Origin of the sequence: Enterococcus sp. DIV1726a (assembly GCF_051710985.1) — a bacterium.
Classification (GTDB): Bacteria; Bacillota; Bacilli; order Lactobacillales; family Enterococcaceae; genus Enterococcus_B; species Enterococcus_B hirae.
Genome location: NZ_JBIOLS010000001.1, coordinates 403,678 through 430,677, shown reverse-complemented (window position 1 = coordinate 430,677; position 27,000 = coordinate 403,678). Strand labels below are relative to the sequence as shown.

The 27,000-nt window shown below is 37.4% G+C and carries 26 protein-coding genes, 1 pseudogene and 1 other annotated feature; of the genes and pseudogenes, 7 read left to right on the top strand and 20 right to left on the bottom strand.

Annotated elements, in window-relative coordinates:
• The first annotated feature begins 29 nt into the window (after window positions 1-29).
• Window positions 30-1,559: an ABC-F family ATP-binding cassette domain-containing protein gene (locus IGJ27_RS01965; RefSeq protein ID WP_178306193.1), complete on the top strand. Its 1,530-nt coding sequence runs from the start codon at window positions 30-32 to the stop codon at window positions 1,557-1,559.
• Between the two features lie 341 nt (window positions 1,560-1,900).
• Here the strand turns inward: IGJ27_RS01965 and IGJ27_RS01960 are convergent.
• The 10 genes and pseudogenes from IGJ27_RS01960 to rplK all read right to left on the bottom strand — a co-directional run bounded on the left by IGJ27_RS01960 (window position 1,901) and on the right by rplK (window position 9,322).
• Window positions 1,901-2,214 (bottom strand): annotated as a pseudogene (locus IGJ27_RS01960) (type II toxin-antitoxin system PemK/MazF family toxin).
• Window positions 2,215-2,448: an AbrB/MazE/SpoVT family DNA-binding domain-containing protein gene (locus tag IGJ27_RS01955; RefSeq protein ID WP_178306194.1), complete on the bottom strand. Its 234-nt coding sequence runs from the start codon at window positions 2,446-2,448 to the stop codon at window positions 2,215-2,217.
• A 400-nt stretch (window positions 2,449-2,848) separates the two neighbouring features.
• Window positions 2,849-4,036: an MFS transporter gene (locus tag IGJ27_RS01950; RefSeq protein WP_010738461.1), complete on the bottom strand. Its 1,188-nt coding sequence runs from the start codon at window positions 4,034-4,036 to the stop codon at window positions 2,849-2,851.
• Window positions 4,037-4,212: 176 nt separating this feature from the next.
• Window positions 4,213-4,890, bottom strand: coding sequence for a TVP38/TMEM64 family protein (locus IGJ27_RS01945; protein WP_010720092.1), 678 nt, complete (start codon window positions 4,888-4,890; stop codon window positions 4,213-4,215).
• 391 nt (window positions 4,891-5,281) lie between these two features.
• Entirely contained in the window at window positions 5,282-5,656 is a 375-nt protein-coding gene (locus tag IGJ27_RS01940; RefSeq protein ID WP_178306195.1) for a hypothetical protein, read from the bottom strand.
• Between the two features lie 13 nt (window positions 5,657-5,669).
• Window positions 5,670-6,398 (bottom strand): hypothetical protein, encoded by a 729-nt coding sequence (locus tag IGJ27_RS01935; protein ID WP_161652239.1) that lies wholly within the window; start codon window positions 6,396-6,398, stop codon window positions 5,670-5,672.
• A gap of 485 nt (window positions 6,399-6,883) precedes the next feature.
• Window positions 6,884-7,252 carry a 50S ribosomal protein L7/L12 gene (gene rplL / locus IGJ27_RS01930; protein ID WP_010720148.1) on the bottom strand — a complete coding sequence of 123 codons (369 nt, stop codon included), beginning with the start codon at window positions 7,250-7,252 and terminating at the stop codon, window positions 6,884-6,886.
• Window positions 7,253-7,304: 52 nt separating this feature from the next.
• Window positions 7,305-7,808 carry a 50S ribosomal protein L10 gene (rplJ, locus tag IGJ27_RS01925; RefSeq protein ID WP_010720149.1) on the bottom strand — a complete coding sequence of 168 codons (504 nt, stop codon included), beginning with the start codon at window positions 7,806-7,808 and terminating at the stop codon, window positions 7,305-7,307.
• 93 nt (window positions 7,809-7,901) lie between these two features.
• Window positions 7,902-8,027: a sequence feature (ribosomal protein L10 leader region), on the bottom strand.
• A gap of 79 nt (window positions 8,028-8,106) precedes the next feature.
• On the bottom strand, window positions 8,107-8,796 hold the full coding sequence (gene rplA, locus IGJ27_RS01920) for a 50S ribosomal protein L1 (protein ID WP_010720150.1): 690 nt from the start codon (window positions 8,794-8,796) through the stop codon (window positions 8,107-8,109).
• A 103-nt stretch (window positions 8,797-8,899) separates the two neighbouring features.
• Window positions 8,900-9,322, bottom strand: a complete 423-nt coding sequence (gene rplK / locus IGJ27_RS01915; protein WP_010720151.1) for a 50S ribosomal protein L11 — start codon at window positions 9,320-9,322, stop codon at window positions 8,900-8,902.
• A 539-nt stretch (window positions 9,323-9,861) separates the two neighbouring features.
• Here rplK and sdaAB point away from each other — a divergent pair.
• From sdaAB to IGJ27_RS01900, 3 genes are all read left to right on the top strand, one after another.
• Complete coding sequence (gene sdaAB / locus IGJ27_RS01910) at window positions 9,862-10,530, top strand: L-serine ammonia-lyase, iron-sulfur-dependent subunit beta (RefSeq protein ID WP_010720152.1); 669 nt, start codon at window positions 9,862-9,864, stop codon at window positions 10,528-10,530.
• 13 nt (window positions 10,531-10,543) lie between these two features.
• Complete coding sequence (gene sdaAA / locus IGJ27_RS01905) at window positions 10,544-11,410, top strand: L-serine ammonia-lyase, iron-sulfur-dependent, subunit alpha (RefSeq protein ID WP_096709617.1); 867 nt, start codon at window positions 10,544-10,546, stop codon at window positions 11,408-11,410.
• Window positions 11,411-11,736: 326 nt separating this feature from the next.
• The gene (locus IGJ27_RS01900; protein ID WP_178306196.1) at window positions 11,737-13,782 is read left to right on the top strand and encodes an EndoU domain-containing protein; all 2,046 of its coding nucleotides are present in this window, start codon (window positions 11,737-11,739) and stop codon (window positions 13,780-13,782) included.
• A gap of 19 nt (window positions 13,783-13,801) precedes the next feature.
• Here the strand turns inward: IGJ27_RS01900 and IGJ27_RS01895 are convergent, their stop codons facing one another.
• The 5 genes from IGJ27_RS01895 to rpmG all read right to left on the bottom strand — a co-directional run bounded on the left by IGJ27_RS01895 (window position 13,802) and on the right by rpmG (window position 17,309).
• Window positions 13,802-14,782, bottom strand: a complete 981-nt coding sequence (locus tag IGJ27_RS01895) for a hypothetical protein (RefSeq protein ID WP_178306197.1) — start codon at window positions 14,780-14,782, stop codon at window positions 13,802-13,804.
• Between the two features lie 409 nt (window positions 14,783-15,191).
• Window positions 15,192-16,079: an alpha/beta fold hydrolase gene (locus IGJ27_RS01890; protein WP_178306198.1), complete on the bottom strand. Its 888-nt coding sequence runs from the start codon at window positions 16,077-16,079 to the stop codon at window positions 15,192-15,194.
• A gap of 243 nt (window positions 16,080-16,322) precedes the next feature.
• Window positions 16,323-16,868 (bottom strand): transcription termination/antitermination protein NusG, encoded by a 546-nt coding sequence (nusG, locus tag IGJ27_RS01885; protein WP_010720157.1) that lies wholly within the window; start codon window positions 16,866-16,868, stop codon window positions 16,323-16,325.
• Window positions 16,869-16,967: 99 nt separating this feature from the next.
• Complete coding sequence (secE, locus tag IGJ27_RS01880) at window positions 16,968-17,138, bottom strand: preprotein translocase subunit SecE (RefSeq protein WP_010720158.1); 171 nt, start codon at window positions 17,136-17,138, stop codon at window positions 16,968-16,970.
• 18 nt (window positions 17,139-17,156) lie between these two features.
• Window positions 17,157-17,309 (bottom strand): 50S ribosomal protein L33, encoded by a 153-nt coding sequence (rpmG, locus tag IGJ27_RS01875; RefSeq protein ID WP_002294578.1) that lies wholly within the window; start codon window positions 17,307-17,309, stop codon window positions 17,157-17,159.
• 160 nt (window positions 17,310-17,469) lie between these two features.
• Here rpmG and cbpA point away from each other — a divergent pair, with 160 nt between their 5' ends.
• Window positions 17,470-18,111: a cyclic di-AMP binding protein CbpA gene (cbpA, locus tag IGJ27_RS01870; RefSeq protein WP_010738510.1), complete on the top strand. Its 642-nt coding sequence runs from the start codon at window positions 17,470-17,472 to the stop codon at window positions 18,109-18,111.
• A gap of 466 nt (window positions 18,112-18,577) precedes the next feature.
• Here cbpA and IGJ27_RS01865 read toward each other — a convergent pair whose 3' ends face one another.
• Window positions 18,578-19,081 (bottom strand): QueT transporter family protein, encoded by a 504-nt coding sequence (locus tag IGJ27_RS01865; RefSeq protein ID WP_010720160.1) that lies wholly within the window; start codon window positions 19,079-19,081, stop codon window positions 18,578-18,580.
• A 426-nt stretch (window positions 19,082-19,507) separates the two neighbouring features.
• On the opposite strand from IGJ27_RS01865, the gene IGJ27_RS01860 reads away from it, so the two are divergent.
• Complete coding sequence (locus tag IGJ27_RS01860; RefSeq protein WP_160231781.1) at window positions 19,508-20,485, top strand: diacylglycerol/lipid kinase family protein; 978 nt, start codon at window positions 19,508-19,510, stop codon at window positions 20,483-20,485.
• Window positions 20,486-20,908: 423 nt separating this feature from the next.
• Here the strand turns inward: IGJ27_RS01860 and recD2 are convergent, their stop codons facing one another.
• From recD2 to IGJ27_RS01840, 4 genes are all read right to left on the bottom strand, one after another.
• Window positions 20,909-23,524: an SF1B family DNA helicase RecD2 gene (recD2, locus tag IGJ27_RS01855; protein WP_178306199.1), complete on the bottom strand. Its 2,616-nt coding sequence runs from the start codon at window positions 23,522-23,524 to the stop codon at window positions 20,909-20,911.
• A gap of 19 nt (window positions 23,525-23,543) precedes the next feature.
• The gene (locus tag IGJ27_RS01850) at window positions 23,544-24,200 is read right to left on the bottom strand and encodes a histidine phosphatase family protein (RefSeq protein WP_053765828.1); all 657 of its coding nucleotides are present in this window, start codon (window positions 24,198-24,200) and stop codon (window positions 23,544-23,546) included.
• A gap of 384 nt (window positions 24,201-24,584) precedes the next feature.
• Window positions 24,585-25,088, bottom strand: coding sequence for a tRNA (uridine(34)/cytosine(34)/5-carboxymethylaminomethyluridine(34)-2'-O)-methyltransferase TrmL (gene trmL, locus IGJ27_RS01845; RefSeq protein ID WP_010720164.1), 504 nt, complete (start codon window positions 25,086-25,088; stop codon window positions 24,585-24,587).
• A gap of 221 nt (window positions 25,089-25,309) precedes the next feature.
• Window positions 25,310-26,167: a methyltransferase domain-containing protein gene (locus IGJ27_RS01840; protein ID WP_178306200.1), complete on the bottom strand. Its 858-nt coding sequence runs from the start codon at window positions 26,165-26,167 to the stop codon at window positions 25,310-25,312.
• Between the two features lie 140 nt (window positions 26,168-26,307).
• Between IGJ27_RS01840 and IGJ27_RS01835 the strand changes: the two genes are divergently transcribed.
• A complete protein-coding gene (locus IGJ27_RS01835) occupies window positions 26,308-26,946 on the top strand; it encodes a copper homeostasis protein CutC (RefSeq protein ID WP_010720166.1) in 639 nt (212 codons plus the stop codon).
• The last annotated feature ends 54 nt before the right edge of the window (window positions 26,947-27,000 follow it).

Here is a 27,000-nt window from a genome sequence, read left to right as displayed (position 1 = left end):
TGCATAACATTATTAGAAAGGAACAGAACATGAGTCTTTTAACATTAACAAATATCACGCAACAATTTGGAGATAAAATCTTATATGAAAATGTACAACTCCAAGTCAATGCTGGAGAACATCTAGGATTGATCGGACAAAATGGAGCTGGCAAAAGTACGTTGATCAAGATCATCACAGGAGAAATTCTACCAGATGATGGACAAGTCCATTGGCAAAAAAATATCCATAGAGGCTATTTAGATCAATATGTAGCGGTGGATGAAACATTGACCATCGAAGAATTTTTAAAAACAGCCTATTCTGCTGAATTTAAAAAAGAAGCATTGATTACCCAACTTTATCAAGAATATAGCGAAACAACGGAAGAAGCATTACTCGAAAAAGCGGGAAAGCTTCAAACAGAATTAGACCAAGGAGTATTCTATCAAATTGATACCTTGGTCGCTGAGATGAGTAGTGGTCTAGGCATTGACGTTTTAGGATTGTCCACTCCTCTAAAAAAACTGAGTGGTGGTCAACGTTCCAAAGTGATTTTGGCAAAATTACTCTTAGAAAATCCCGATGTTCTGATCTTAGATGAACCAACCAATCACTTAGATGACCAACATATCCAATGGCTTACTCAATTTTTACAATCATTCGAGGGCGCTTATATCGTGATTTCTCATGACCAAGAATTTTTAGATAAAATCACAACCCATATCGCTGACATAGAATTTGGTAAAATCACCAAATATACGGGTCATTTAAAACAAGCATTACGACAAAAAGAACAAAACCGTGAAAGTTATCTACGCCAATTCCATGCCCAACAAAAGCACATCGAAAAAACCGAAGCTTATATCCGAAAATATAAAGCTGGTTCTCGCTCTACCATGGCAAAAAGTCGCCAAAAACAATTAGATAAAATTGAGCGATTGACTCCGCCTGCCTCAACAGCTAAGCCAATCTTTGATTTTCCTTATTCTCCGATCGTAACGACATTGGCTGTTGAAACGACCGATTTAGTTATTGGGTATGACCGACCTTTGCTTTCGCCGATCAACCTAACCATCCGCTTTGGTGAAAAAGTGGCGATTCGTGGATTTAACGGTATTGGTAAATCCACACTTTTGAAAACCTTGATTGGCGAAATCGAACAACTAGCCGGCGAATATCACTTTCCCGACAACACAGCGATCAATTATTTTTCACAAGATCTCATTTGGGAAAAACCTTTAGAAACACCCTTACAATATCTAGGCGCACAGTTTCCTAAAGCAACCGTTAAAGAATTAAGAAGACAACTAGCCAAATCTGGTTTAGTCAATCAACTAGCTAGTGAACCACTTTCTACTCTTAGCGGTGGTGAACAAACCAAAGTAAAATTGGCACAACTCACGATGAACCAAGGAAACTTATTAATTCTTGATGAACCAACGAATCATATCGATCATGAAACAAAAGATAGCTTACAAACCGGTATCAAGCATTTTCCTGGGACGGTAATCATCGTCTCTCATGAACAAGAATTTTACCAGGATTTAGTCGATCGAGTCATTGAAATCGAGGGATAAAATTGACTAAATTCTCTAAAAATAGATTATGTACAGCCTTTAACACCAGCCTGTCTCCTCTACACAAGAACCCTTGTGTGGATGGGGCTATTGCTGTTTCACTCATCGTTTTTTACAATCTTTTCTTTTTTCTTAAGTGTTCAGGTAAACATCGCCCCAATTTAGAACCGTAAAAAAAAACGGTAGTCTTATTAAGTGTCTATTGTATCTTCATTCGCCAAAGTTCGAAGATGGTTACTTTTTTCTACATGGTCAATTATTAGCAAAACCAACGTCGTAAAAGCGGTGAGTAATCTAACTTTCTCTAAAATGGAAATTACTACTTTGCCCGTTATCTCCTACTAAATAAACATCCCTATCACTTCCACCACTTCAATCCATGTCAACAAATCGCATTGTTCAATTTTTCAATATTTCTTGTGGTATTTAATTGGTGTGTAGCTACTTCACCCACTATTTTCTGTGGGTCTTTTATTTCAATATATGTTGCAAAGTTCCTCTTTGTAGAAGTGATAGGACAAACTAAGCAAAAACCTGTACGCTCATTAAACACGTCTCTACTAACTACTAACGCAGGTCTACGCTTTCTTATCTCTTTACCTTTAGAAGGGTCAAAGTCAATCCAAATAATATCCTTTTGTTTTGGATATTTCATCTAGTATTCCTCGCCTTCAAGTTTCATGCTATCCCATTCGGATTCTTCGGCTGTAATCGATTCTCTAAAACCTTCCCAAGCCTTTTCGTTTTTAAAAATATCTTCTTTCTTAGGTTTCAATATATATGCTTCTCCTACTTTCAAAATAGTAAATAATTCTCCCACTTTTGGAGATATATCCTTCGGGAAAATTGCCCCCACAGAATTACCTATTTTTCTTGCTACTGTTTCCATATCTTTCATCTCCAATCCTTTTGCTAAATTAAGTTAAACTCAGTTTAACGAAATTATCAAAACATATCTTTCAAGTGAATAGATTTTTATGGAAACAACTCATTTTCATATGAAAATGTTATACAAATTAAATATAAAAATTTCTAAGTAGTCTACTGAATATTTTTTTGGATCTTTCATAATATAACTGGTACTAAACAAAGTGATTTTATACTATTGAACGTATCCATATTATTTTTTCGTTGGAAGTTACACGAAATTTTCTAATAACTGCGGTTGATCACGAAATCAGTTATAGAAACTCCCAAATAAAATAGGATAGAAGTATATTAAAAAAGTAAGCGAAAGAATCGAAAAACGACTTTCGAATCCTTCAGCTTACTTTTCAAGTTGGACACTTCTATCGCAACCGCTTTTGAAAAATGATGTATTGACAAATATAGGCACATAATTGAAAGGCTAAACCAGTAAGTGTCACACCGAGCCAACCAAATTGTTGCCACATCGTTGTGCCTAGTAATGAACCAGTAGCACCACCAATAAAATACATAAACATAAATACTGTATTATTCCGATTACTTGCTGCTTCGCCTAGTCCTTGTACTCGTGTCTGATTTGCCACTTGCCCAAATTGATTCCCGACATCTAACAGAATAATTGCCACTAACAAAACGACTAAATGACTCCCTGCAACTAATAAAGCAACAAAACTGAGCGTTTGCATCGCAAGTCCCATTCCGACAATCTTTCTCTCGGAATAAGAATCAGACAACCGGCCAACAATCGGTGCAGCTACTGCTCCTGATAGTCCAAAAATCGCCAAAATTCCTGCTTCAAATGTTCCCCAATGATACACCGGACTACTGATATAAAAAATCAATGTTGACCAAAAAATCGAAAAAGTTCCAAACATAAAAAAGCCGCTAATAGACGCTTCTCTCAATAAGCGTTGTGTTTTCACTAAATAAGGTAAACTTTTTAAGGAATCAAGATACGATACAGATGAAGTTGTTTTTATTTGCGTTCTTGGCATTTTCCAATACAATAATCCGGTCAAGATAGCCACTAACACTAAAGCAAAAAGATAAATCATCCGCCAAGAAAAGAGGCTTGCTACAATGCCCGAAACCGTCCGTGAAAGTAAGATCCCTACTAATAAACCGCTTAACAAGGTCCCCATCACTTTCCCTCTAGCCTTGGGCCCTGCCAATACTGCTCCATAGGGAATAATGATTTGGGGCACGATCGATAATAAGCCGATCAAAAAAGAAGCACACGCAAATAATGTAAATGACGGTGCAAAAAAGGCCGCTAATAATGAAATCGCAGAGAGTGCAGCCATTCGGATAATCAACTTCGGACGATCGACTACATCCCCTAATGGCACCAAAAACAACAAACCTAACGCATAACCAAGTTGAGTCAACATCGTCAAAATACCAATCGCACTAGTGCTAACCGATAAACTGGTTGCCACTTTCGTACCGATCGGTTGGATATAATACATATTCGCTACTACCACACCACAAGTAATTGATAAGAGCAAAATCAGTGAAGATGTTAACGTCGTTTTTTCATTTTTATCCATTTATTTCCCTCATTTCCTTTATTAGTTTACAACTTCTTAGAAAAATTGGAAATAGGAAAGTTCAGTGTTTTACTACTTTATGAAACATAAGTTATCGTGAAATTAAAATAAAAAAGAATCTTAAAAGTATAGAACGAAATCAAAGGGATATTTCTTTTAATCATTGATAATATCAATTATTTTACATGTCGTTTTCTACGATCCTTGTAAATAATTACCACTAGAAGTGTCAAAATAAGGACACTAGCTACTAACAACAAAGCCGTCTTACTATAGCCATGAAATAACGCTTCGCCTCCACAAGCATAAAGAATCGAGGAAGGAATCACGCCAATCACGATTGATAAAATGATGTCACGAATTTGTAGATTTAACGTCATCGCTGCAAAGTTGATAACGGAAGAAGGGATCACAGGAACCATGTACCCCACCATTACGCCAATTTTGGGATGTTTCATATTGCGGATCGCTGTTACCCAGCGATTGGATTTTTTTGAATGATCAAACAGCTTTAAATGTTGCATCAAAAAAATCGATAACATATTCCCAAAAGCATTACCAGAGACATTGATTAAAGTTCCTAGCAACGGACCATAGCTTAAACCTACCAATACACCGATGACAGAAGTAGGGATACCTGGAACAGCACACATCACGCTGATCAGTAATATCAAAAAGAGCGCTGTCCGAAAGCCATGTGATCGAATCTGATCCAGTAATGCTTGTCGACTGGTCTTGGGATCCAAAAACATTTGGATATCCGTCTGATACTCCAAATATAAACGATAACCAATAAATAGAATCAAAAGGAGTCCAATAATGATTAAGAAAACACGTAGTTTTTTTGTTTTCATTTTTTCACCTGCCTAAAATAATCCATCTTCTATTAGAGTATCACAAAAATAACTATGAGTCTTTTTTATTCATTTTACGCTTTTTATCACATTGGTAATTATTCAGAAGTATGAGAAAAAGAGTCTGGGGAATCACTTTAAAAACGGGTAAACGGTATTCAAAGAGCTGACCTTAGGCGATAAGTCAAAAAATCTCAAAACATGGGCAGCTGTTTCAAAAAATTCTTTCTTATTGTCATTGGAGCTACCCGATACTCTCACAACCTCATTTCCACGGTATTCCAAATTCTATCAGAAAATAAGCCGTAGAACACCAAAAATAGGGGATGCTATTTTTGGATTCTCCGGCTTATTTCTCAGAGCTAGACACTTCTGTCACAGCCTCTTCTGTTCATTTATTTTCCTTTTTTATGTGTTCGAAAAAGTCTTTTTTTATCGTTAATCTGGCAAAGAAAATAACCAAAAGGATTCCTAAGATAATTAGATAGGAGATGAATGTAAGTGTTATTTCTTCTAACCCAAAATGATCGAATATTTTTTTTAATAAATAATCACTCAAAAAAACGAGAAAAAGAACACGAAACATTCCCCAACCTTTATCATTTGGTAGCACCTCAACCATACCGACAACAACAATAGGTACTCTAAAATAAATTTCATTGAGAGTAAATGAGTGATTCCCTTTCAAAATGAATTCTACACTTCCTAGTAAAATAAACAATACAAGAAATACACCTATTATATATCTGGAATCGAACTTTTTCATCATTACACCTTACTTACATTGTTTTATATTCTGTTCCAATAAAAACAGTCTGCGAATCATTCCACATTTCCCGAACGTATAATCCAATCCAACCGTTCCCATTTGTATCTAGTGCTGCTGCAATAGCCTCTCCAGTACTTAATCCTTTTGCCCCCATATATCCTAGTAACAAATCAGCTGCTTTTGCAGTAATACCAAAAACATTTGCTGTAAATGCAACTACTGCTCCTACTGAAAGATCAGTAAGGAATGAAAAAAGATTTGTTCCTACCGCAATATTAGTATATCTCCAAGGCGTATAATAATATCTTGGACTAATATTGATAGGATTTGTACTCTCATCAATTGTAGCATACGCAAAATGCTCTGTGTTTACAACATAGTTGCCATCATACCCTTTTATTGTTTTTTCAACAATTACTTCTTTATCTGTTCTTTTCACGGCTAAAATTTCCGAAGTGGTAGGGTTTGAAATTTCAGTAGCTACAGCATTTAAATTTTCATCTAACAACTGACTGATTTTAGTATCACCATCATAAGAAACATTTACACTAAATTTCGGATTTTTATTTGCAACCGCATCAGTAAATAACTTGGATTCTGGTAAATCATTAATCTTATCAACTTTTGTTCCAATTTCAGCTGCAAATACAGTACTACTCAATCCTAGCACTGGGGAGACAGAAGTTGCAACTAACATAAGAGTTGCCGAAGATAACACCGCTATTTTTTTTATATTCATATAACTTACCTCCAATATTATATTCTGTTATTTTAACCTCTTTTCATAGGAAGCGCTTTCTATGTTAACTACATTAAAACACATTTTTATTTAATTTGTTAAATAATTTATGTTTTTTAATAGAAGATGTTATGTTTTGTAACTTTAAATCTTTATTTATATATTATTTATACATTATTTTCTCTAAAAAATAACATTTTTTTACTTTAAAATAAAAAAATTAAATAATTCTATTTATCCTAGTCAAACTAAATTTATTGGAGAAAAATATATTCAATACAAAAATACCAAACATAACACGTTTAAATATTTCGATAATACAGAAATCACCGAATATGATATTAGAAAGAACAAAAAGAAGCTTTTCTTCTTTCTGTTCCAGTTATTATAAGATTTCTCTATAGCAATATCATTTGACAAAGAGCCAAAAAAAGTACCGCAATCCTAAGTGAACAGGATTGCGGTACTCGAATCATTAAATAAAATTATTTAACAGTTACAGATGCGCCAACTTCTTCAAGTTTAGCTTTTAATTCTTCAGCTTCTTCTTTAGATACGCCTTCTTTAACTGGTGCAGGAGCTCCGTCAACTACAGCTTTAGCTTCTTTCAAGCCTAAGCCAGTTGCTTCACGAACTGCTTTGATAACTTTAACTTTTTGGTCTCCAGCTGCAGTTAATTCTACAGTGAATTCTGTTTGTTCTTCAGCAGCAGCAGCGCCACCAGCAGCAACTGCAGCTACAGGAGCAGCAGCAGATACGCCAAATTCTTCTTCAATAGCTTTAACTAAGTCGTTAAGTTCTAGGATAGTTGCTTCTTTTAACTCAGCAACAATGTTTTCAATGTTCATTGCCATTATAATTTCCTCCGTTTTAGATGTTCGTATTTTTATTTATGCTATGCGGCTATTAAGCTGCATCTCCATCTTCTTTGTCTGCCACTGCTTTGACAGCGTAAGCCACGTTGCGGACTGGCGCTTGTAGTACAGATAGCAACATAGATAGAAGTCCTTCGCGGTTTGGCAATTTTGCCAATGCTGTGATTTCTTCCAATGAAGATACTTTACCTTCGATGATACCGCCTTTGATTTCTAATGCTTTTGCTTCTTTAGCAAATTCGTCCATGATTTTCGCTGGTGCTACAACGTCTTCGTTACTAAATGCAACGGCTGTAGGTCCAGTGAATACTTCGTCTAAGCCTTCTAATCCAGCTTTTTTAGCGGCACGTGAAAGGATTGAGTTTTTGATAACTTTCATTTCTACGTTTGCATCACGAAGTTGTTTACGTAAACGAGTCACTTCATCAACAGTTAAACCACGGTAGTCAACTACGACTACAGAAGCTGCTGCTGTAAATTTTTCGCTCACTTCATCAACGATTGCTGCTTTTTTTGCGATAATTGCTTCACTCATTTTTGAGTTTCACCTCCTGAATTTTGATGGAAGAGTTTTTACACTTGATCATTGACCAAGTATTGTTCATCATCTACTCACTTCGTTCTTAGTGATTCACAATAAAAAACTCTATGCCACCGTAGACATAGAGGGACTATTGAAAGTATTCAATAAACGTCCTCGGTAGGAAATTAAGGCTACGCCACCTACTGTCTTCGGTACAAGTTAATTATTAACCTCAACTAGCTTAGCATGCTAAACTAGTTGAGTCAAGAATTATTTTTCAGTTGGATCAATCAACGTTCTAATTCAAGAATTAGAAAGAAGCTTGGTCTACATGGATACCAGGTCCAAATGTTGTTGTAACTGTGATATTTTTCATGTATTGACCTTTAGCTGCTGATGGTTTAGCTTTCACTAATACATCATGGATTGTTGCAAAGTTTTCAACTAATTTTTCATTGTCGAATGATACTTTACCGATTGGTACATGGATGTTTCCAGCTTTGTCTACGCGGTAAGTAACTTTACCAGCTTTTACTTCGTTAACAGCTTTTGTTACGTCCATTGTTACAGTACCTGTTTTAGGGTTTGGCATTAAGCCTTTAGGTCCTAAAACACGTCCTAGACGACCAACAGTTGCCATCATATCAGGTGTAGCAACAACTACGTCAAAGTCAAACCATCCGTTTTGGATTTTTTGAACCATGTCGTCGTCACCAACGAAATCTGCACCAGCTGCTTCAGCTTCTTTTGCTTTGTCTCCTTTAGCAAAAACTAAAACAGTTTGTGTTTTACCAGTTCCGTTTGGTAATACTACAGCACCACGAATTTGTTGGTCTGCTTTTTTAGGGTCTACGTTCAAACGGTATGCAACTTCAACAGTCGCGTCAAATTTTGCAATGTTTGTTTCTTTTGCTAAAGCTACAGCCTCGGCAACAGGATAAACTTTACTTGAATCAACTTTTTTTAATGCGTCTTGCATTTTTTTGCTCTTTTTAGCCATTTTGGTTCCTCCTTGATTGTGGTTATAACGGTTGTACCTCCCACGTGTTCTATATCTTTCAATACAGAGCCAACTGAGAAGCTACTTTCTTAGGGTGTAGCGATTATTCTACAGTGATCCCCATGCTTCGTGCAGTTCCTTCAACCATGCGCATAGCTGCTTCGATGTCAGCTGCGTTTAGGTCTTCCATTTTTAATTCAGCGATTTCTTTTACTTGATCGCTAGAAACTTTAGCAACTTTAGTTTTGTTTGGTTCGCCTGAACCTTTATCGATTTTTGCAGCTTTTTTCAATAATACTGCAGCTGGTGGTGTTTTTGTAACGAATGTGAATGAACGGTCTTCGTATACAGAAATAACAACCGGAATGATTAAACCTGCTTGATCAGCTGTACGAGCGTTGAATTCTTTAGTGAATCCCATGATATTGATACCCGCTTGACCTAGTGCAGGACCTACTGGTGGAGCTGGAGTTGCTTTACCTGCAGGAATTTGCAATTTAACGATTTTTTCTACTTTCTTTGCCACGAGACATACCTCCTTAAGTCCGTGATGTGGTTAATTGGAGATGCATATTTCTCCTCCCACGTTTTCACTCATAATCCTTCGATTATCAGTCAAAATAATGCATATGACAATGCACACTGATACAGTATAGCAAATATATTCTATTTTTCAAGATTTTTTTCTGATAAATGTTTAATTTATTGCTTGAACCTCTAAAAAAAAACTAAAAATCAACAGGAAGTCCACCTCATCTTCCTTCTTTTGTGATACACTTACGCTGAAAAGAAAACAAGCGAAAATACATAAGGTATCACTACCGCTCACTCATTAGTAATTTAGAAATTTCTGCTTTCTTCTATTTAAAAATATAAAAATATTGTTCGATATATTTTCATAGCTATCATTGATGTGTTTCCTAGATTAATGCACGCTTGTGAAATATTTATCTAATTTAACTAATGTAGTTTATGGTTCAAAAATGATGAGGAAACGAGTAAGTGAGCTATACACAGTTCACTTACTTTTGCTGGGGTGTTTATCTATTTTAAAGAGGTGGAAAAATGAAAGAATTAAGATATCGTAGTGTTTTTGACATTATTGGTCCAGTCATGATCGGTCCAAGCAGCTCTCACACTGCTGGAGCTGCTCGAATCGGCAAAATCGTCCGTAGTATTTTTGGGGAACAACCAGATTCTGTGGATATCTATCTTTATGAATCATTTGCAAAAACCTATCGGGGACACGGAACAGACATCGCCTTAGTTGGTGGTTTGTTAGGCATGGAACCAGATGATGAGCGTCTGGCAGATTCACTGCAGTTAGCTTATGAAGCAGGAATGGAAGTTCTCTTTGTGCCTAAGGGTGAAAAAGCAGAGCATCCTAACTCCGTTAAACTATTGTTGAAAAAAGGAAAACGGAAACTTTCAGTCACTGGTATCTCGATTGGTGGCGGAAATATCCAAATCTCGGAATTAAACGGCTTCAAAATCTCATTAAGCATGGGAACACCGACCTTTATCATCGTTCATCAAGATGTACCTGGGATGATTGCTAAAGTAACGAATATCCTTTCAGAAACAAATACAAATATCGGTACAATGACTGTTACACGAGAATCAAAGGGTGAAAATGCCATTATGATTATCGAAGTAGATGATCCACAAGTAGATGATACTATAAGTAAACTAACGCAATTACCGAAGATCGACAGCGTTAATTATTTTGATTAAAGGAGGAAGAAAGATGTTTTTCTCTATTGAAGAGTTGGTTCGCCAAGCAGAAAATTATCCTAGTGTCGCAGAATTAATGATTGCTGTTGAAATGGATATGAGTGGTCGTCCACGAGAACAAATCATTGCAATCATGGAAAAAAACCTCAGTGTCATGGAACAATCCATCGCTGAAGGAAACGAAGGTGTAACGTCTGTGACTGGAATCACTGGCGGTGATGCCCAAAAACTAGCTCGTTACTTAAAAGAAGCCGACTTTTTAAGTGGTGAAACCATTTTGTCAGCAGTCCGCAATGCTATTGCTGTCAACGAAGTAAATGCAAAAATGGGATTGATTTGTGCCACACCTACAGCGGGAAGCGCTGGTGTTGTACCCGGCGTCCTCATGGCTGTCCGTGACCGATTGTCGTTGACCCACGAACAACAGATTGAGTTTCTTTTTACCGCTGGCGCCTTTGGATTAGTCATTGCCAATAACGCCTCCATCAGTGGTGCAGAAGGCGGATGCCAAGCAGAAGTAGGTTCAGCAAGTGCAATGGCCGCTGCCGCTCTTGTCTGTGCAAAAAATGGTACGCCCCATCAAGCAGCCCAAGCTATCGCAATTACGCTGAAAAACATGATGGGTCTGATTTGTGATCCTGTCGCAGGCCTCGTTGAAGTCCCTTGTGTTAAAAGAAACGCCCTTGGCTCTTCTCAGGCATTCATCTCGGCAGATATGGCCTTAGCAGGAATCGAAAGTGTCATCCCACCAGATGAAGTCGTCGCAGCGATGTATCAAGTAGGTCGTCAGATGCCAGCCATCTTTAAAGAAACGGCTGAAGGTGGTTTGGCGGTTACACCGACAGCAAAACGTTTAACAGCCGAACTCTTGAATCACTAACAATAGTTTCCTTATAAAAAATGAATAGTTATTTGTTTCATGTGAGGGTGTGTTGATTTCCCTCATCTTGAGCAATAAAAAGAGGCTCTTTTAAAATCGTTTTTCGCATTTTAAAAGAGCCTTTTTTTATTGTCAAAGAGTATTTCTATTTATAAGCCATCGTAAAAACACATGATTTACACCACCTTGCTCATGTTTGCTCATTATAGAAGAACTTTTTTTCTTTTTTTTTGGAAAAATAAGGTGTTAGAGAACATTCATTTTCAAATAAAACGTTTTCTTTGTTTTGTACACTTGTGGTACCAAATACAAAGGAGTGATAAAAAATGAAAAACAAAAAATTAACTTGGGGCTGTTGGTGGCTTGTCCTCTATCTCTTACTAACAACGATACTTCCACCTAGTATCATAGCTTTTGCGACCGATCATACCCTTCATTCTGCAAGTAGAGAAGCACCAGTGACGTTCACACTACCTAATGCGCTTTCGTCTCCCGAGGAACCACAAAAAATAACAGAAATAGAAAAACTCAAATTTGAAAAAGACCCATCTTCTTTATCGAGTCAACGAAACGTCTTCGATAATTTGATCTTAAATGACTACATAGATTTAATGTATGGCCCAGCGTTCCTACCGTTAAGCACCCGTTTCAATCTTGCACCGATCGCACCAATTATTCAAGCGGTCACCTTAGCAGAGTTTACTACCCCGTATCTCAAACCCGGTGCACAAGAAACCGCCCTTAGTCAAGCTTATCGTCTCACACAAAAGAAGTTGTTACGACATACCCTTGCTGTTTTTGACGAAATCATTGATCATCCAGAAAATCCTACCGATTTAGACGAATTTAGCAAAATGGAAATGGCTAGCTGGATTGCTTTACAAAACCAATTTATCGATTACTTAAATGTCAGTCCCGATCTGTCAGGCTATCAACTCATCAAAACCAAAGAAAAATTGACTTTTCGACCAAAAACAACTGATGGACAAAGTTTATTAGTTTATCTAGAGAATTCGATCAATAATTACTACCCCGGGAACATCAAAATTCCACCTAGGATCGGCTCATTACAAGAAATCACGTTTGTTCCTTCGATGTGGACCGATAAGCAAGTGAATGCTACTTTTGCATTTACTGCCTATGATCATGAGAAACAAACCTACAATAACTACAGTTCTAATACGATCAATATTGCCATCGAAACAGATTTTGATACCTTCCTTAACCAAATGGACACACCTGAGACCGTACTACAGTTCTTTTTGAATCATGCAACCGTTCAAATAGGTGCGATCCCACCAACCGATGTCGATACCGTCAATCGGACAGGAAAAGACATCACTGGAGCAATGATCAAGGAACGTGACCAGCTGATCAGCCAATTTCCAGAAACATTTTATACTAATTTCTTCCGAATCGTTGCACAAGCCAATGGGCAGGATTTAGTACTCAATCGAGAGGGCGCATTTGTTTATCGCGGGACACAAACCGTTGTGCCGATGGAACAAATTACCATCGGCTATAACCAACAAGTCATCTATTCTTTACGGAAAGTCCAGAAATTTTTTGGTATTTACGCTACATACTACGCATTAGCTGATGGTCTTTATGACGAGGAACGAACCGACGCCTTACCTAAAACCTTAAATGACGACACGGTAAATGTCTTAGAAGAAATTGGTGGCAACGTCTTAAAGAACCTACCGAATTACGAAAATACCGAATTGCGCATCAAGCAATCTGAGATGAAAATTGAACCACTGGATGTGCTTTTAGTGGCCATGTGTTTGCCGTGGAGTGAGATGCGTTCCTTATTGACCACGGTCGAACGAGGAGAACTCATCGGTGCTGTTGAAGTCGAAGAAGCACAAGCCAAAACCATTTTAGCAGCAGAAGAAGAAATCCTTCTCAAAGGGTGCCCAAATAAAGGCATCGTAGAAAAGATCCAACCGACGAAATATTTTAAACGAAAAACTCTCAATCATCTAGCGGGTGAGGTCAAACCAGGCAAAGATGGTGTTCCTAATCTGTCAGGTGCGCATTCAAGACACCCAGATTTTTATAGAAAAGAAAGCGGCATTATCTACGAACCAGTCGGGAAAGTAACAGAAGGTATGCCTTATGAAGCAAAAGTAAAATATGCGGGGGAATACAAGAAAGCTAATTCTACTGTTTTTCCCGATGATTGGGGTGCAGAAAAAATCATGCAAGAAGTCGAACAAATCATTTCCGAAACGACCTTTAATGGCACCGGAAATAAACCATTCAGCGGAAAAGCAAGCAACGGTCTTTTTGAGATCCAAGGTCATGTCAATATCAAAGAAAATGGAAAAATAACGATTTCCACCGTCTATCCTCTTGTAAAAAAATAGAAAAAAGTTGGGACTTTGCTTACTCTAAGTCCCAACTTTTTTGATAGCGTCTTATTTCTGTTTGAAAATCTGCAGGAGTATATAAATGTCGCCAATAATAGTAGTTATAAAGGCTAAATTTATTCATTATTCTTAGGATTTCTTCCGTAAATTCTTGAGATAGTCCTAAGTATTCCCTGCTAGGGATTCCTCCTCTAAAATAGTCCCCATGGTACCCATAACCTAAGGAATAAGGGGTTGAAGCATATAAAATCGTATCCTCATAATAGACGGTATACTCTGTATCTGCTAGCCCCGCTCGTGGATCATCAGGATCATCCTCTTCTGGATCAAAAGGACACTCGGATAAAAACAGCCCATCTTCTGGGCCAAAATCAATAAAGTCCTCATGGTAGACCACGGACAAGTGCGGATCAAGCTCAGCTAATTCTTGAGCCATTTGTTCTGTGGTTCGTCGGACAAATTCAGGGTCTCGTTGTTTTGGATCAATAAAAAGGAGTGTGCGCGCCTCGTTATTTGTTTTTTCGGGGATCAAGGATACTCTACTATTGATTTTATTGATTTCTGCTTGAAATTGGGTTACTGAATAAAGATCCCGCCAGTAATGAAGATTTTGGATCTGATAATCATGGATGAGCGATAAAATCTCAGGATCAATACGTCTCATCAAAGACCAAAAGGGATCTTTATCTCTCCCTTTTCTCGTATAAGTTTTATCTATGACCTCACTATACGGTGTGATCACATAAATAGGAAACCCATTTAATCTCAAAACATATTCATAGTAAACAAAGTGTTCCATTGGATGATTCGGCACTCGTGGATCCCAATAAAGTGGAGCTAATTGGGGAAACACTTCTGGGCCATAATCAACAAAATCATCAAAATGTTCTAGTGTTAATCGTTCATCAATTGCTTGGAATTGCTTGGTTAATTTAGCAGTCATTTCTTGAATATCTTTTTGTGGTCTTCGTTGAGGATCAGGGAAAAAAACTCTCATGCTCATTTACTCCTTTCGCTAGCTTCTATCTTTTATTATTTCATAGAAAATGCTGAAACACGGGTACATTTTTCCTTATTTTTCGAAAAAAAAGTTCCTTAGAGGTTGAGCTAAAAACATTTATTATCCAAAGATTAGAAGGAAATTCTCGAAGGCGCTACTTTTGCATCTCTGTTTATTCGTTTTTATACATGCTAAAGAGCTCGGGACGACCTTTTTGTCCCAAGCTCAGCGACTATCGAATAATTAGAGGTTACTGGACTGATCTTCGTAACAAGCGCTACTTTTCTAAAAAATAGAAAGCGACTGAAAATCCAACATGCCATTCCTGCCGATTGTCATAGTTTTTTTTATGATATATCAATAGTTTAAAAATATATTTATATACTTTAACAACCTATTTTTTTCATTAGTCGATGTTCCAAAGAAACTGGCGCGTGAGGGCATCAACTTCTTTATTCTCATGAAGCATACTATGCGTTACGTTCTCCCCTGTGATCACTTTTTCTTCCACTTGATTTCCATGTTGCTTCAATAACGCATACACTGCTAAAGCGCTGCTTAATGGCACCGTCCCATCACTTAAATCCGTCTCACTCACTTGTCCTGCAATCAGCAGGATTTGTGTAGTGGTTGGCACATTGCCAATAAGTCGTTGGTAGTCTTGATAACGACTAGAAGCTATCGCTGGACCATTAGCTAATTCATCGCTGATACTTTGCCCATTATTTTCTTCAAAGTCATTGAATGGTGCGGCAATTGCCACGAATTTATCCACTTTAGGCAACGTTTGATCTTGTCCATAAGTAGCTAAATACCGAAGACCACTGACGCCCCCCATCGAATGTCCTACCAGATTCACTTGATTGATTCCATACGTCTGTTGCAAATAACTTAAGCAGTCTTTGATCCATTCTGTTTGGTTCCATTCATTATTTTTATTATCTACAAATAGAACTTGGATCATTGGATTATCTGCTTCTTTTGAAAGTTCCCCTTCTGCCTGTACATTGCCATTGACATCAACCGTCAATGTTAATTCTTTTTTCCCACTCTCTGATGATTCCAGGCGCTGGATCATTCCTTTGAATGAATTAACTGTCCCACTATATCCATGGAAAAACAAAGTAGGGGTAGTCGATTGCGTTTCCTTTTCTTTCGTTGCTTGCGTTGTTTCAACTGTTTTAGCAGCTTCAGACGACTGACTTGTTTCTTTTGTCTGACGACAGCCACTTATAAAAAGAACGCTGACCATCAATAAAAAGCCAACGATTCCAAACTTTCTCCAATTTTTCATTATTTCTCCTTCCTAATTTGATCAATCCTCTGATTAGCGATCTCAATTTTCCACTGACAAACCGACTCAAATTCCGAACCTATATTATTGGTTATTCGTGAACAACTTGAAAAAATAAACCGAAATATTGCAAAAATAGGTTAAACAATTTTTGCAAATCTCGGTTTCAATCTTTTAGTCGTGATGCTATCTGATCGTCGCATGGATTTCTATTTAAAAATCCATCCTCAGATAGTTGAATACTTAGTCGATTTTATCTACTTGTTCAAAATCAAGTTCAGTACTTGTTTCACGACCAAACATATCAATATTAACTTTTAGTTTTTCTTTTTCTTCATCTACTTCAGTTACTTGACCTTCTAAGCCTGCAAAAGCACCTTCGATGATCTTGATTACTTCGCCAACTTCGATCTCTAGATCTGTTTGACGAAGACTCATACCGATTGAACGTAAGATGTGACTTACTTCTTCTGGCAATAATGGAGCTGGCTTACTACCTGCACCATGTGACCCTACAAATCCTGTTACACCAGGTGTATTACGTACAACATACCAAGAAGCATCTGTCATAATCATTTCTACTAAGACATAACCAGGAAATGTTTTATGAACGATTTCTTTTTCTTTTCCGTTCTTTACTTCTTTCTCAGTTTCTTCAGGAACAACTACACGAAAAATAAAGTCAGCCATTTTCATACTTTGCGCACGTGATTCGATATTTGCTTTTACTTTGTTTTCATAACCAGAGTATGTATGTAGTACATACCAATTTTTTTCAAAAGATTCCATTAAAGGCTCCTCATTTCGTTGTAAAATAAAAAAACCCCAGTTTCCCGAAGTTTTTCTTCACGTTGATTATAGCACGATATCCTTGCTTTTACTAGCGACTTATTTTAGTAAGTAAGCAAATAAGCTTTGGATCGCTGTGTCCATTACGAAAAACATCACACCAAAGATAATTGATGTTTCAATGACAACTAGTGTGTCTTTGCGTAATTGTTTGCCACTAGGCCAAGTCACTTGTTTCATTTCATCTTTTACACTTTTAATGAATTTCATTGCGGGCCCTCCTGTCCTCTATTTTGTTTCTTTATGTAATGTGTATTGATTACAATATTTACAAAATTTATTGATTTCCAAACGTTCGCCACTTTTTCCTTCACTAACCGATTTGGTATAGTTTCTAGAACCACAAACGGAACAAGCTAATGCTGCTTTCTTCTTTGCCATCCGCTCCTACCTCCTCACTGAAAATCAAAATTATACTCATTTACAGTATCATGGAAAAGATTTTCTGTCAATTCGAGATTGAATAACCTATTGTTTTATAATTAATTATGATATGATTAATTTGAAATTAAGTAAAAATGAGATACATGGAGGTAACTTTATGCTACTAAAAACACTCGTATATAAGAAAAAAGATTTAACAACTGTCACAGAAACTAGTACCTTGGAAGAAGCCTTAGCGATTCTAGAATCCTCTGGTTATCGTTGTGTGCCAATTTTAGATGCTTCAGGAAATATTTTCCGTGGAAATATTTACAAAATGCACATTTATCGTCACAAAGCGAATGGTGGAGATATGACTTTACCCGTCACCCACCTCTTGAAAAATGCAACAAAATTCATTTATTTAGATACTTCATTCTTTAAAATATTTTTTACGATCAAAGAGTTGCCTTATATCGCTGTTCTTGACAATGACAATCATTTCTACGGTATTTTGACCCACAGTACATTGCTAAACATGCTTTCACAATCTTGGAGCGTAGAACAAGGCAGCTATGTTTTAACGATTGCTTCTACTGGAAAACAAGGAGATTTAGCTACGATCGCTAAAATCATCGCAAAACATAGTAGTATCGCAAGTTGCATCACGTTAGATATTGAAAAAGAAGAATACATCCGTCGTACACTGATCACGTTACCTGCACATACAGATCAAAAAGTTTGCGACACGATCGTGAACCATCTTGAAAAGAAAAATTACAAAGTGATCGAAATCGAAAATTTACAAAACCCTGAATAAATGTGTAAAGGATCAGTCAACTTTACGACTTTACGATAGAAAAAAACATACTAAGATTAGAGACTGGGACAAAACTTGTCTCAGTCTCTTCTAGTATCTCTAAAAACGAATAAACGGTGTTCAAACATCAGCTCCTTGAAATAAGCCTGAATTTTTCAAAACATGAGAAGCTGTTTCAAAAAATTCTTTCTTATTGTCATCAGAGCTACCCGATGTTTTCACGACCTCTGATTCACGGTGTTCAAGAAGCAACTCCTCAACAATAAGCGATGCTTTTCTAAAATATGAGGAGCTATTTAAAAAAATCCTCTCTTATTCGCTCGGAGCTAAACGCTTCTTTCACAACCTCTAATTTTGCGTAAATAAAAACAGTAGCTAAAGATGAATTTCTTTTAACTACTGTTATCCCTTTTTATAAATATATTTTAACTGATTAACAGGTTTTCCTATATCTACCTATTGATCGCTATACTCTTTTTTCAAAGTCTAGGGAACGATCCAAGTAATACATCAATGGTGCAGAAATAGCCATAATGATGAACTCACTCAAAGCTAGCGTACCGTAAGTTGTCCAAAATGCTTGTCCACCAGTTGGTACCAACATGTACGCAATCAATCCCATACTAATTGTAAAGAAAAGCGTATTTAATGCTAATCTTATTTTGACATTCTTTACTTTATTTTGTAGCAAAGCAGTCAACCCCAATGAAATCAAGGTTTGTCCCCCACCATAGACCACATCTAATATACCAAAACCAAAAAATGCGTTATAGACAATGACGCCACCTAACACGCCCCAAAGTAATTTCCGGTTGAAGACTACTAAGTGATTCAAGCTTTCAGAAATACGAAATTGAATAGGTCCAGAAGAGACTGGTGCCACTAAAATCGTAAGTGCCAAATACAAAGCCATAATGATTCCATTTACTACAACGACCATCAATCGTTGGCGTTCCACCGTTTTTTGCATAAAATATTCCTCATTTCTCCTAGTTTTTTTAATGCGGGATGGTTGATGAACCGCAGCTGTCATAAGCAAGGATTCATTATAGCAGATATCCCCACGATTTGAAACTGCTCCTACAAAAAACGTTCTCTAAATATAAGTCTTTTGCTTCCATGCTATTTATTCAAATCAGGGTGAACTTTACCTCTTATTTATGCACGGTGCTTTTTCAAAATTCCTCTTCTCTGCTATAATAGCCAAGGATAAAAAATAATGTTTGTTTTCTTAGTTTCGCTAAGACACAAACCATGTAAAATTAACGATAGAAGTTTCAGTTGCTTGTTCACTAAATGACTAAGCAAAAAATAGTTTGATCATTTTTTCTATTTTAATGAATGAGTGGAATGAGTGAGATTTACTCATCTTCTGAATCAGATGCAGGAGGTAAAAATGAATTTCCATTATTACTTATTGATCAATCCAGCTGCTGGAAGTGGTGCTGGTAAAAAAGTAGCAGAAAAAATGATTCCGCTATTTGCCGAAAAAAAGCTTCACTATTCGATCCAATACAGTGAGTATCCAGGGCATGATGCTAAAATTGCCGAAGAGTTAGCGAAAGAAACATTAGTTGAATGGACAGACGAACCACAAGAAAGCGAGTCTGAATTTCCCCTACTCGTGATCATCGGCGGTGATGGTACACTGCATCAAGTGTTAAATACCTTTTATCAACTAGATGTGGCATTTCCAGTAGCCTATATTCCCGCAGGCTCTGGCAATGATTTCGCTCGAGGGATTGGGTTACCTAGAAATGCCGAGAAAGCATTAGAAAATATCCTAAAGACGAACAAACCTCAAGAAATCAACCTCTTAACTTACGAGGAAAAAGTGAGTGACAAACAAGGTGTAGTAGTAAACAATTTTGGCATTGGCTTAGATGCGGCAATCGTCCATGCTACAAACCACTCTACTTCAAAAACAAAATTAAATAAATATAATTTAGGTTCTTTTGCTTACCTATTTTCTATCCTACGTGTCTTTTTTTGGCAAAAAGGGTTTCCAATCTTAGTGGACATTGGCGGAAAACAAATCAGTTTTGACAAAGCCTTTTTATGTACTGCAACGAACCATCCTTATTTTGGTGGCGGTGTAGCGATTGCGCCGACAGCAGAAATTGCCAAACCAACGATCGATCTAGTTGTTGTTGAACGAGTGAATTTATTCAAAATCTTGGGAATCATCTTCTTATTACTACAGAAAAAGCAAATGAAATCAAAAAATTTCCATCATTTTACTACTAGCAAATTGCGCATACTATCAACTGTTCCTCAGTATGGTCAAGAAGATGGTGAAGATAGCCAAAAACAACCTTTTGATTTGCAATTAGCTACCAAAAAGCAACTGTTTTGGTGTAACGTGTCACATTGATTTTGCCTATTTTATATACATTTTCTTCCATGGGTAAGATAACCCCATAAAAAGAGCTGGAGATATTGAAGAGACCGCAAAAGTCAGACTTGTTGGGCTAACTTTTGCGGTCTTTATCTATCTCTTGCTCTTAAAAAATAAGTAACATTCTCATTAGGAGCGATTCAAGTGAGCCTGAGCCAAAACTTGCCTCAGGCTCTTCTACCTATCTCTAAAAACGGATAAACGGTGTTCAAACATCAGCTCCTTGAAATAAGCCTGAATTTTTCAAAACATGAGAAGCTGTTTCAAAAAATTCTTTCTTATTGTCATCAGAGCTACCCGATGTTTTCACGACCTCTGATTCACGACGTTCAAAAAGCAACTCCTCAACAATAAGCGATGATTTTCTAAAATATGAGGAGCTATTAAAAAAATCCTCTCTTATTCGGAGCTAAACACTTCTTTCACAGCCTCTTGCTCCATCCCAATCATTGGATCAATCCACTGTTTTTCAATCGCTTCGGTTGTTAAAATATATGTTTTTGGTAGTTGCTCTGTTGGTGCTTCTTCCATCACTTTTGATTCGACAGCCGTTTCGGTTGTGTCTTGTTCTACTGATAAAGTAAAGAGATCATCGCTAACATTTCCCTCCGTTGAATCTACGACATTTTCTTGAGCGGCTTGTTGAGTTGTCTCTGTTTTTACGAAATGAGCAGTTTCTCCCGCCTTGGTATAATTTCCTTCTTCAAAAGGATCATTACCTACAAGGGAATCTTCATAAGCGACAAGTTTCGTTCGTGTAACAAGACTCATACTGTCATTTTCTTCGATCCGTTTCTTCAATGTCGTCATTCGACTAGCCGATTCATTCGCAACGCAAGTAACGTAAGCTTGTTCTTCCCCTAGTAGAATCAATAGTTCTTTACTTCTTGTGACAGCCGTGTAGAGAAGATTCCGTTGCAACATCCGTTGATACTGATGAACCATCGGTAAAATCACCATCTTAAATTCGCTTCCTTGAGATTTATGGATCGAGCAACAATAAGAAAGGGTGATTTTATTCCATTCATTGCGTTTGTAAGTCACTTCATTCGCATCAAATTGAATCACTAATTCATCCACTTTATCTTCTGAATCTTTCGCTAACACGATCCCCGTGATCTCACCCATATCACCATTAAACACATTGAGTTCAGGTGTGTTCACTAATTGTAATACTTTATCACCGATTCGATAAACAGTCTCATTCCAGTGGACTTCTTTCCGCCCTGCACCTCCAGGGTTAAAAATCGACTGCATCATTTTGTTTAACGCATCAATACCAGCTGGTCCACGGTACATTGGCGCCAAGACTTGGATATCTTGTGCAGTGAAGCCTTTATTTTTGGCTTTTTCAACAATCTTTGCGATTAAAGGTTCGATACTATAGGCATCGCTTCGAAAGAAAGAACGATCTTTTTGATTTTGCAAAAAATCACTTGGTAAATGACCTTCTTTGATTTCATGAGCAAGGGGGATAATACTTGATCCGTCTCCCTGCCGATAAATTTGATTCAATTCCACTTTCGGGATTTGGTCAATTCCTAATAAATCATGCAAGACTTGTCCCGGTCCGACAGAAGGTAATTGATCTTTATCTCCTACTAAAATCACTTGCATGTTGGTAGGGATGGCTTTAAATAGCGTATTAGCTAGCCATGTATCGACCATCGACATTTCATCGATGATCAACAACCCACCTTCTAATTCTTTCGTACTTACTGAAGGAGATTTTTCTCGACCATTCAAACCTAGTAGTCGATGGATCGTGCTGGCAGGTAATCCTGTCGTCTCATTCATCCGTTTGGCTGCTCGACCAGTTGGTGCAGCCAGTAGGATCGGAAAAATTTCTTGGGTATATTTGTTTGGATCTAATTCTAAGCCATTTAATTCTGCAAACAAGTTGACGATCCCATTGATAACTGTTGTTTTCCCTGTGCCGGGACCCCCAGTTAAAATAAATAAAGGTGATCGGATTGCTTCCGAAATTGCTTTTTCTTGCGATTCTCCATATTGGATACCAAATATTTTTTCAATTCGCCGAATGTTTTTCTGCACTTCTTTTTCGTCATAGTTGATTTCTTTTTTCCGACTAAGTAACCGTTGAATCGAGTTACCGATCCCCCATTCTGAGAAATACAGACTATTTTCATAGAGATTGGTTTCTTCTTGTTGGATCTTACCTTCTTCCACAAGTTGAATAATGACCGTCGCCACTTGATCAGGTTGGATCTCAATTGGTCGACTGGTTTCCAGAATTTTGATTGTTTGATGAAGAAGCGTTTCAGCTGGTACATATGTATCGCCAGTTTGAACAGCATGTTGAAAAATCTGATGTAAAACTGCAGCTCGAATCCGTCTTGGTGAATCAGCCGCGATCCCTAATTGTTCTGCAAGATTATCTGCTCTTTTAAAGCCGATTCCTTCCACATCTTCGACTAACTGATAGGGGTTTTCCTGGATGATATCTAAAGCTTCATTTTTATATGCTTGATAGATACTAAAAGCTAACTGACTACCAAAGCCATAACGATTCAAGCCCATGATCACTTGATCCATCCCATGGTTCAAACGAATCGTCTCAACGATCATATCTCTTTTGGCTTGATTCAAGCCTGCGATTTGTTCTAATACGGACGGTTCTTCGATGATTTTTTCAATCGCTTCTTCACCTAGTTGCTCCACGATCTTCTCAGCTGTTTTCTTGCCAATCCCAGGAAATTTTTCACTGGATAGATAACCCACGATCCCGTTGACTGTTGTTGGTTTCTCCTGCTCATAGCGTTCAACCTTTAACTGTCGCCCATATTTAGGATGATCGACTAATTCGCCGTAAAAACGATAAAGCTCATTTTCTTGGATCTCACCAAAGCTTCCAGTGACCACAATTTCTTTTTCACGATAGTCAGCTGTTGTTTCAGTGAGCCGAACCAACAGTACTTTATAAAAATTACTTGGATTTTGAAAAAAGATTGCGGCAACTGTACCAACAAAATAAGGCATTTCTTCTGGCTGCATCTTGCCGCCTCCTTTCCAATTAGAGTAATGGTTCTGGTTTTGTCTCTTTTCCTAAAAAGTCAATTTCGTTCCAAACTTTTAGTTCATAAGGCAACAAATTGTTGGGTTCTCCTGTTTCTAAAATCGTCAAACTACTATTATATAAGCCACCCATTTCTCTTAGTTGACTCAGTTTTTTTCCTGTCAACCATTGGATCGCCGCAGTTAATGATGCCCCATGTCCAACAAACAAGATCGGTCCATCATGTAAAGCAACGGCATCAGCCACAACTGTTTCAATACGAGTAATGGCACAATCGATCGCTTCTCCTTTAAAAGGTGTCGGATCATAACGATCTAAGTGGTTACGTAGATTGGGAAGGTTTTCCGGATATCGTTCGTACATTTCATCAATTGATTGACCTTCTAATTCTCCTAAACCCAATTCTCTTAATTTATCAGTATAAATAATTTCGACTGGATGCGCTAATTCCTGATTGATTCCTTCGGCTGTGTCACGGGCACGCTTAGCGGTACTTGAATAGATTGCTTTAAATGGTACATACTTCACTTTTTTACCAAATGCTTTGATTTCCTCATAGCTTTCAGGTAAAAGTGGTGAGTCGCCTTGGCTTCCTTGAAAACGGCGTTCGAGATTCCATTGTGTTTTTCCATGTCGGGTAAAATATAATTCCATTTATATCGGACTCCTTATAGGCTCATTTAGACAAAGATGATGCTACTATTTTATAAAATTTGTTCCTTAAAAACAAAGAACTCCTTCAATAAAAAGTCCTTGTGATTATTCGTATTGAATCAGAATACTTTGAAAATGACCTCTTGATAAACGGTATTTTCCAAGTTGATTCTGTGCATTAAGTCTAAACCAAGTAAAACATGAAAAGCTGTTTTTCTTTGTTTCTCCTTAATGCTTAAATCAGAGCACTTGAAAAATGACCTCTTGATAAACGGTATTTTCCAAGTTGATTCTGTGCATTAAGTCCAAACCAAGTAAAACATGAAAAGCTGTTTTTCTTTGTTTCTCCTTAATGCTTGAATCAGAGCACTTGGAAAATGACCTCTAGTCTAGTTTATCATTTTCATAATGGTGCGTTAACTCTAAATTAGGAAATCCTTGTTGGCGCAATGCTTCATAGACGATCATTGCAGCCGTATTTGAGAGATTCAATGAACGGACATGTTCGTCATTCATTGGGATTCTTAAACATTTTTCTTCATTTTCACGCATAAATTCTTCAGGTAATCCTGTTGTTTCCTTGCCGAATAAAAAGAAATGGTCTTCTCCATCAGCGAAATTTTCGTCACTATATACTTTATGGGCAAACTTCGATACCAAATGAAGTTTACGTTCCCCTAAATAAGCCATAAAAGCATCTAAATTTTGATGATAGGTAATATTGACATCGTTCCAATAATCCAATCCTGCACGTTTTAGATGTTTATCATCTGTTGAAAATCCTAACGGTTCAATCAAGTGCAAGGGCGTATTGGTTGCTGCACAAGTTCGGGCAATGTTTCCAGTATTTGCTGGAATCAATGGTTCAAATAAAACGATATGGTTCATTAAGATCCATCCTCTCATCTATATGTTAACTAACTAGTAGTGATTTTGGCATAAAAAAAAACGTATCAACTCGGTGTCAGTCACTGCGAGTCGTTACGTTAGTGAAGCTCTTCTCACTAACTTTTATCAGAACAGGAACCTGATAAAAACCAATGAAAAAACAACTTGTCGTTACTATATCATCAACAAACTCTTTTTGCAACCTTTAGAAATGAATAATTTCATTGCAATCGTTTTCTCTTATTTCCTTTTAATAATTCTACGTCAATTGTAATCTTTTTCAAAGGATTCTGGTACACACGCTCTTTGACGTCTTGACTGACTTGCCATTCGAGCGGAGACATCGCTAACAAATCTTGCCGATTTTTTTCTGGGATATCAAATTCGTAGGTAACACGTTGACGTTCAGTCAATTCTAGGGACTCCGCAAACTTAGCCACCACTCGTTCATTTGAATACTGTTGTTTCTCAGGCTGGTCTGGATAAAACGCTTGGCGTAATTCTTTTAAATAATCTTGTTGCGGAACGATTTTCAAGACTTCCCCATCATCGGTTAGCACACGTTGAAATTCTTTATAGTGAGAAGGCGAAAAAATATTTAGAATCGTAGTAAATGTTTGGTCTTCAAAAGGAAGATTGGTTAAATCTGCTACACACCAAAACGCCTCGACCGGCTGAGCAGTAGCCGCATAAACACCTTCTTTAGAAAGATCAAAACCTACGGCCTTTTTCAACGGTTGCAGTCGTGCTAATTCATTTAAAAAGCTTCCTTCGCCACAGCCAACATCTAAGACCTCTGATCCCTGCGATACGTGTTGTGCTAACAAGTCGATCACAGGCTGATACATCCCTGCTTGGATCATTCTACGTCTGGGATCAAACATACTCTGATCATATTCCGTTTTTACCCCATGAGATAAAAAGTAAAGCGTGCCTTTTTTGGATAAGTCGAAGCGATGGTTCTGATGACAAACCAAACCGTTCTCAGTGACTGCTACTCCAGCATGGCAAAGTGGGCATCGGAACAGCTGTTGATTTCCCTTTAAAAATTGGCGACCTTGATCAATTTTTTTTAACATTTTTTTTGCTCATTTCTTGTTTTAATCGTTGAATATTGCTTTATTCCCTTTTCATCTTACCGTTAGAAGAAAACTTTAGCAACTACAAAAAATATGGTACAATTTTAGAAGAAGAAGGCGAATGATAAAGGAGCAGGCAAATGATCAAAGAATTTTGTGCAGAAAATTATACTTCCATTCCTCTAGCAATTGCTAAGGGAGCGAACCGGATCGAATTATGCGATAACTTAGCTGCTGGCGGAACCACACCTAGCACCGGAGTGATCGAAGAAGTTTTAAGCTATGCCAATGAAAAAGAAGTACCTGTAATGACAATTATCCGACCACGAGGTGGCGATTTTGTCTATAATGATATTGAATTAAAGATCATGCATACTGATTTAATCGAAGCGAAGAAATTAGGTACAGATGGCGTAGTTATAGGCTGTTTGACTCCTTCAAATTGGATTGATGAAGAGGCAATGGAATTATTGATCGAAACCTCAGAAGGACTACAAATCACGTTCCACATGGCTTTTGATTGTATCCCGCAAGAACGGCAATTTGAAGCAATTGATTGGCTGGTTGAACACGGTGTAGACCGTATTTTAACTCATGGTGGAGATGCGAACGCACCAATTGAAGCCAATTTTGACCATTTAAAAAAATTGATTGCTTATGCTGACGGACGTCTGATCATCTTACCTGGTGGCAAGATCGATTACAAAAATGCAGAACATGTTGCCAAAGAACTAGGCGTGAATGAAGTTCATGGAACAAAGATCGTTTCATTCGACTAAATTTTTTCTAGTAATAATAAAAACGTAAGAAGCAAGTTGATTACTTTGCTCCTT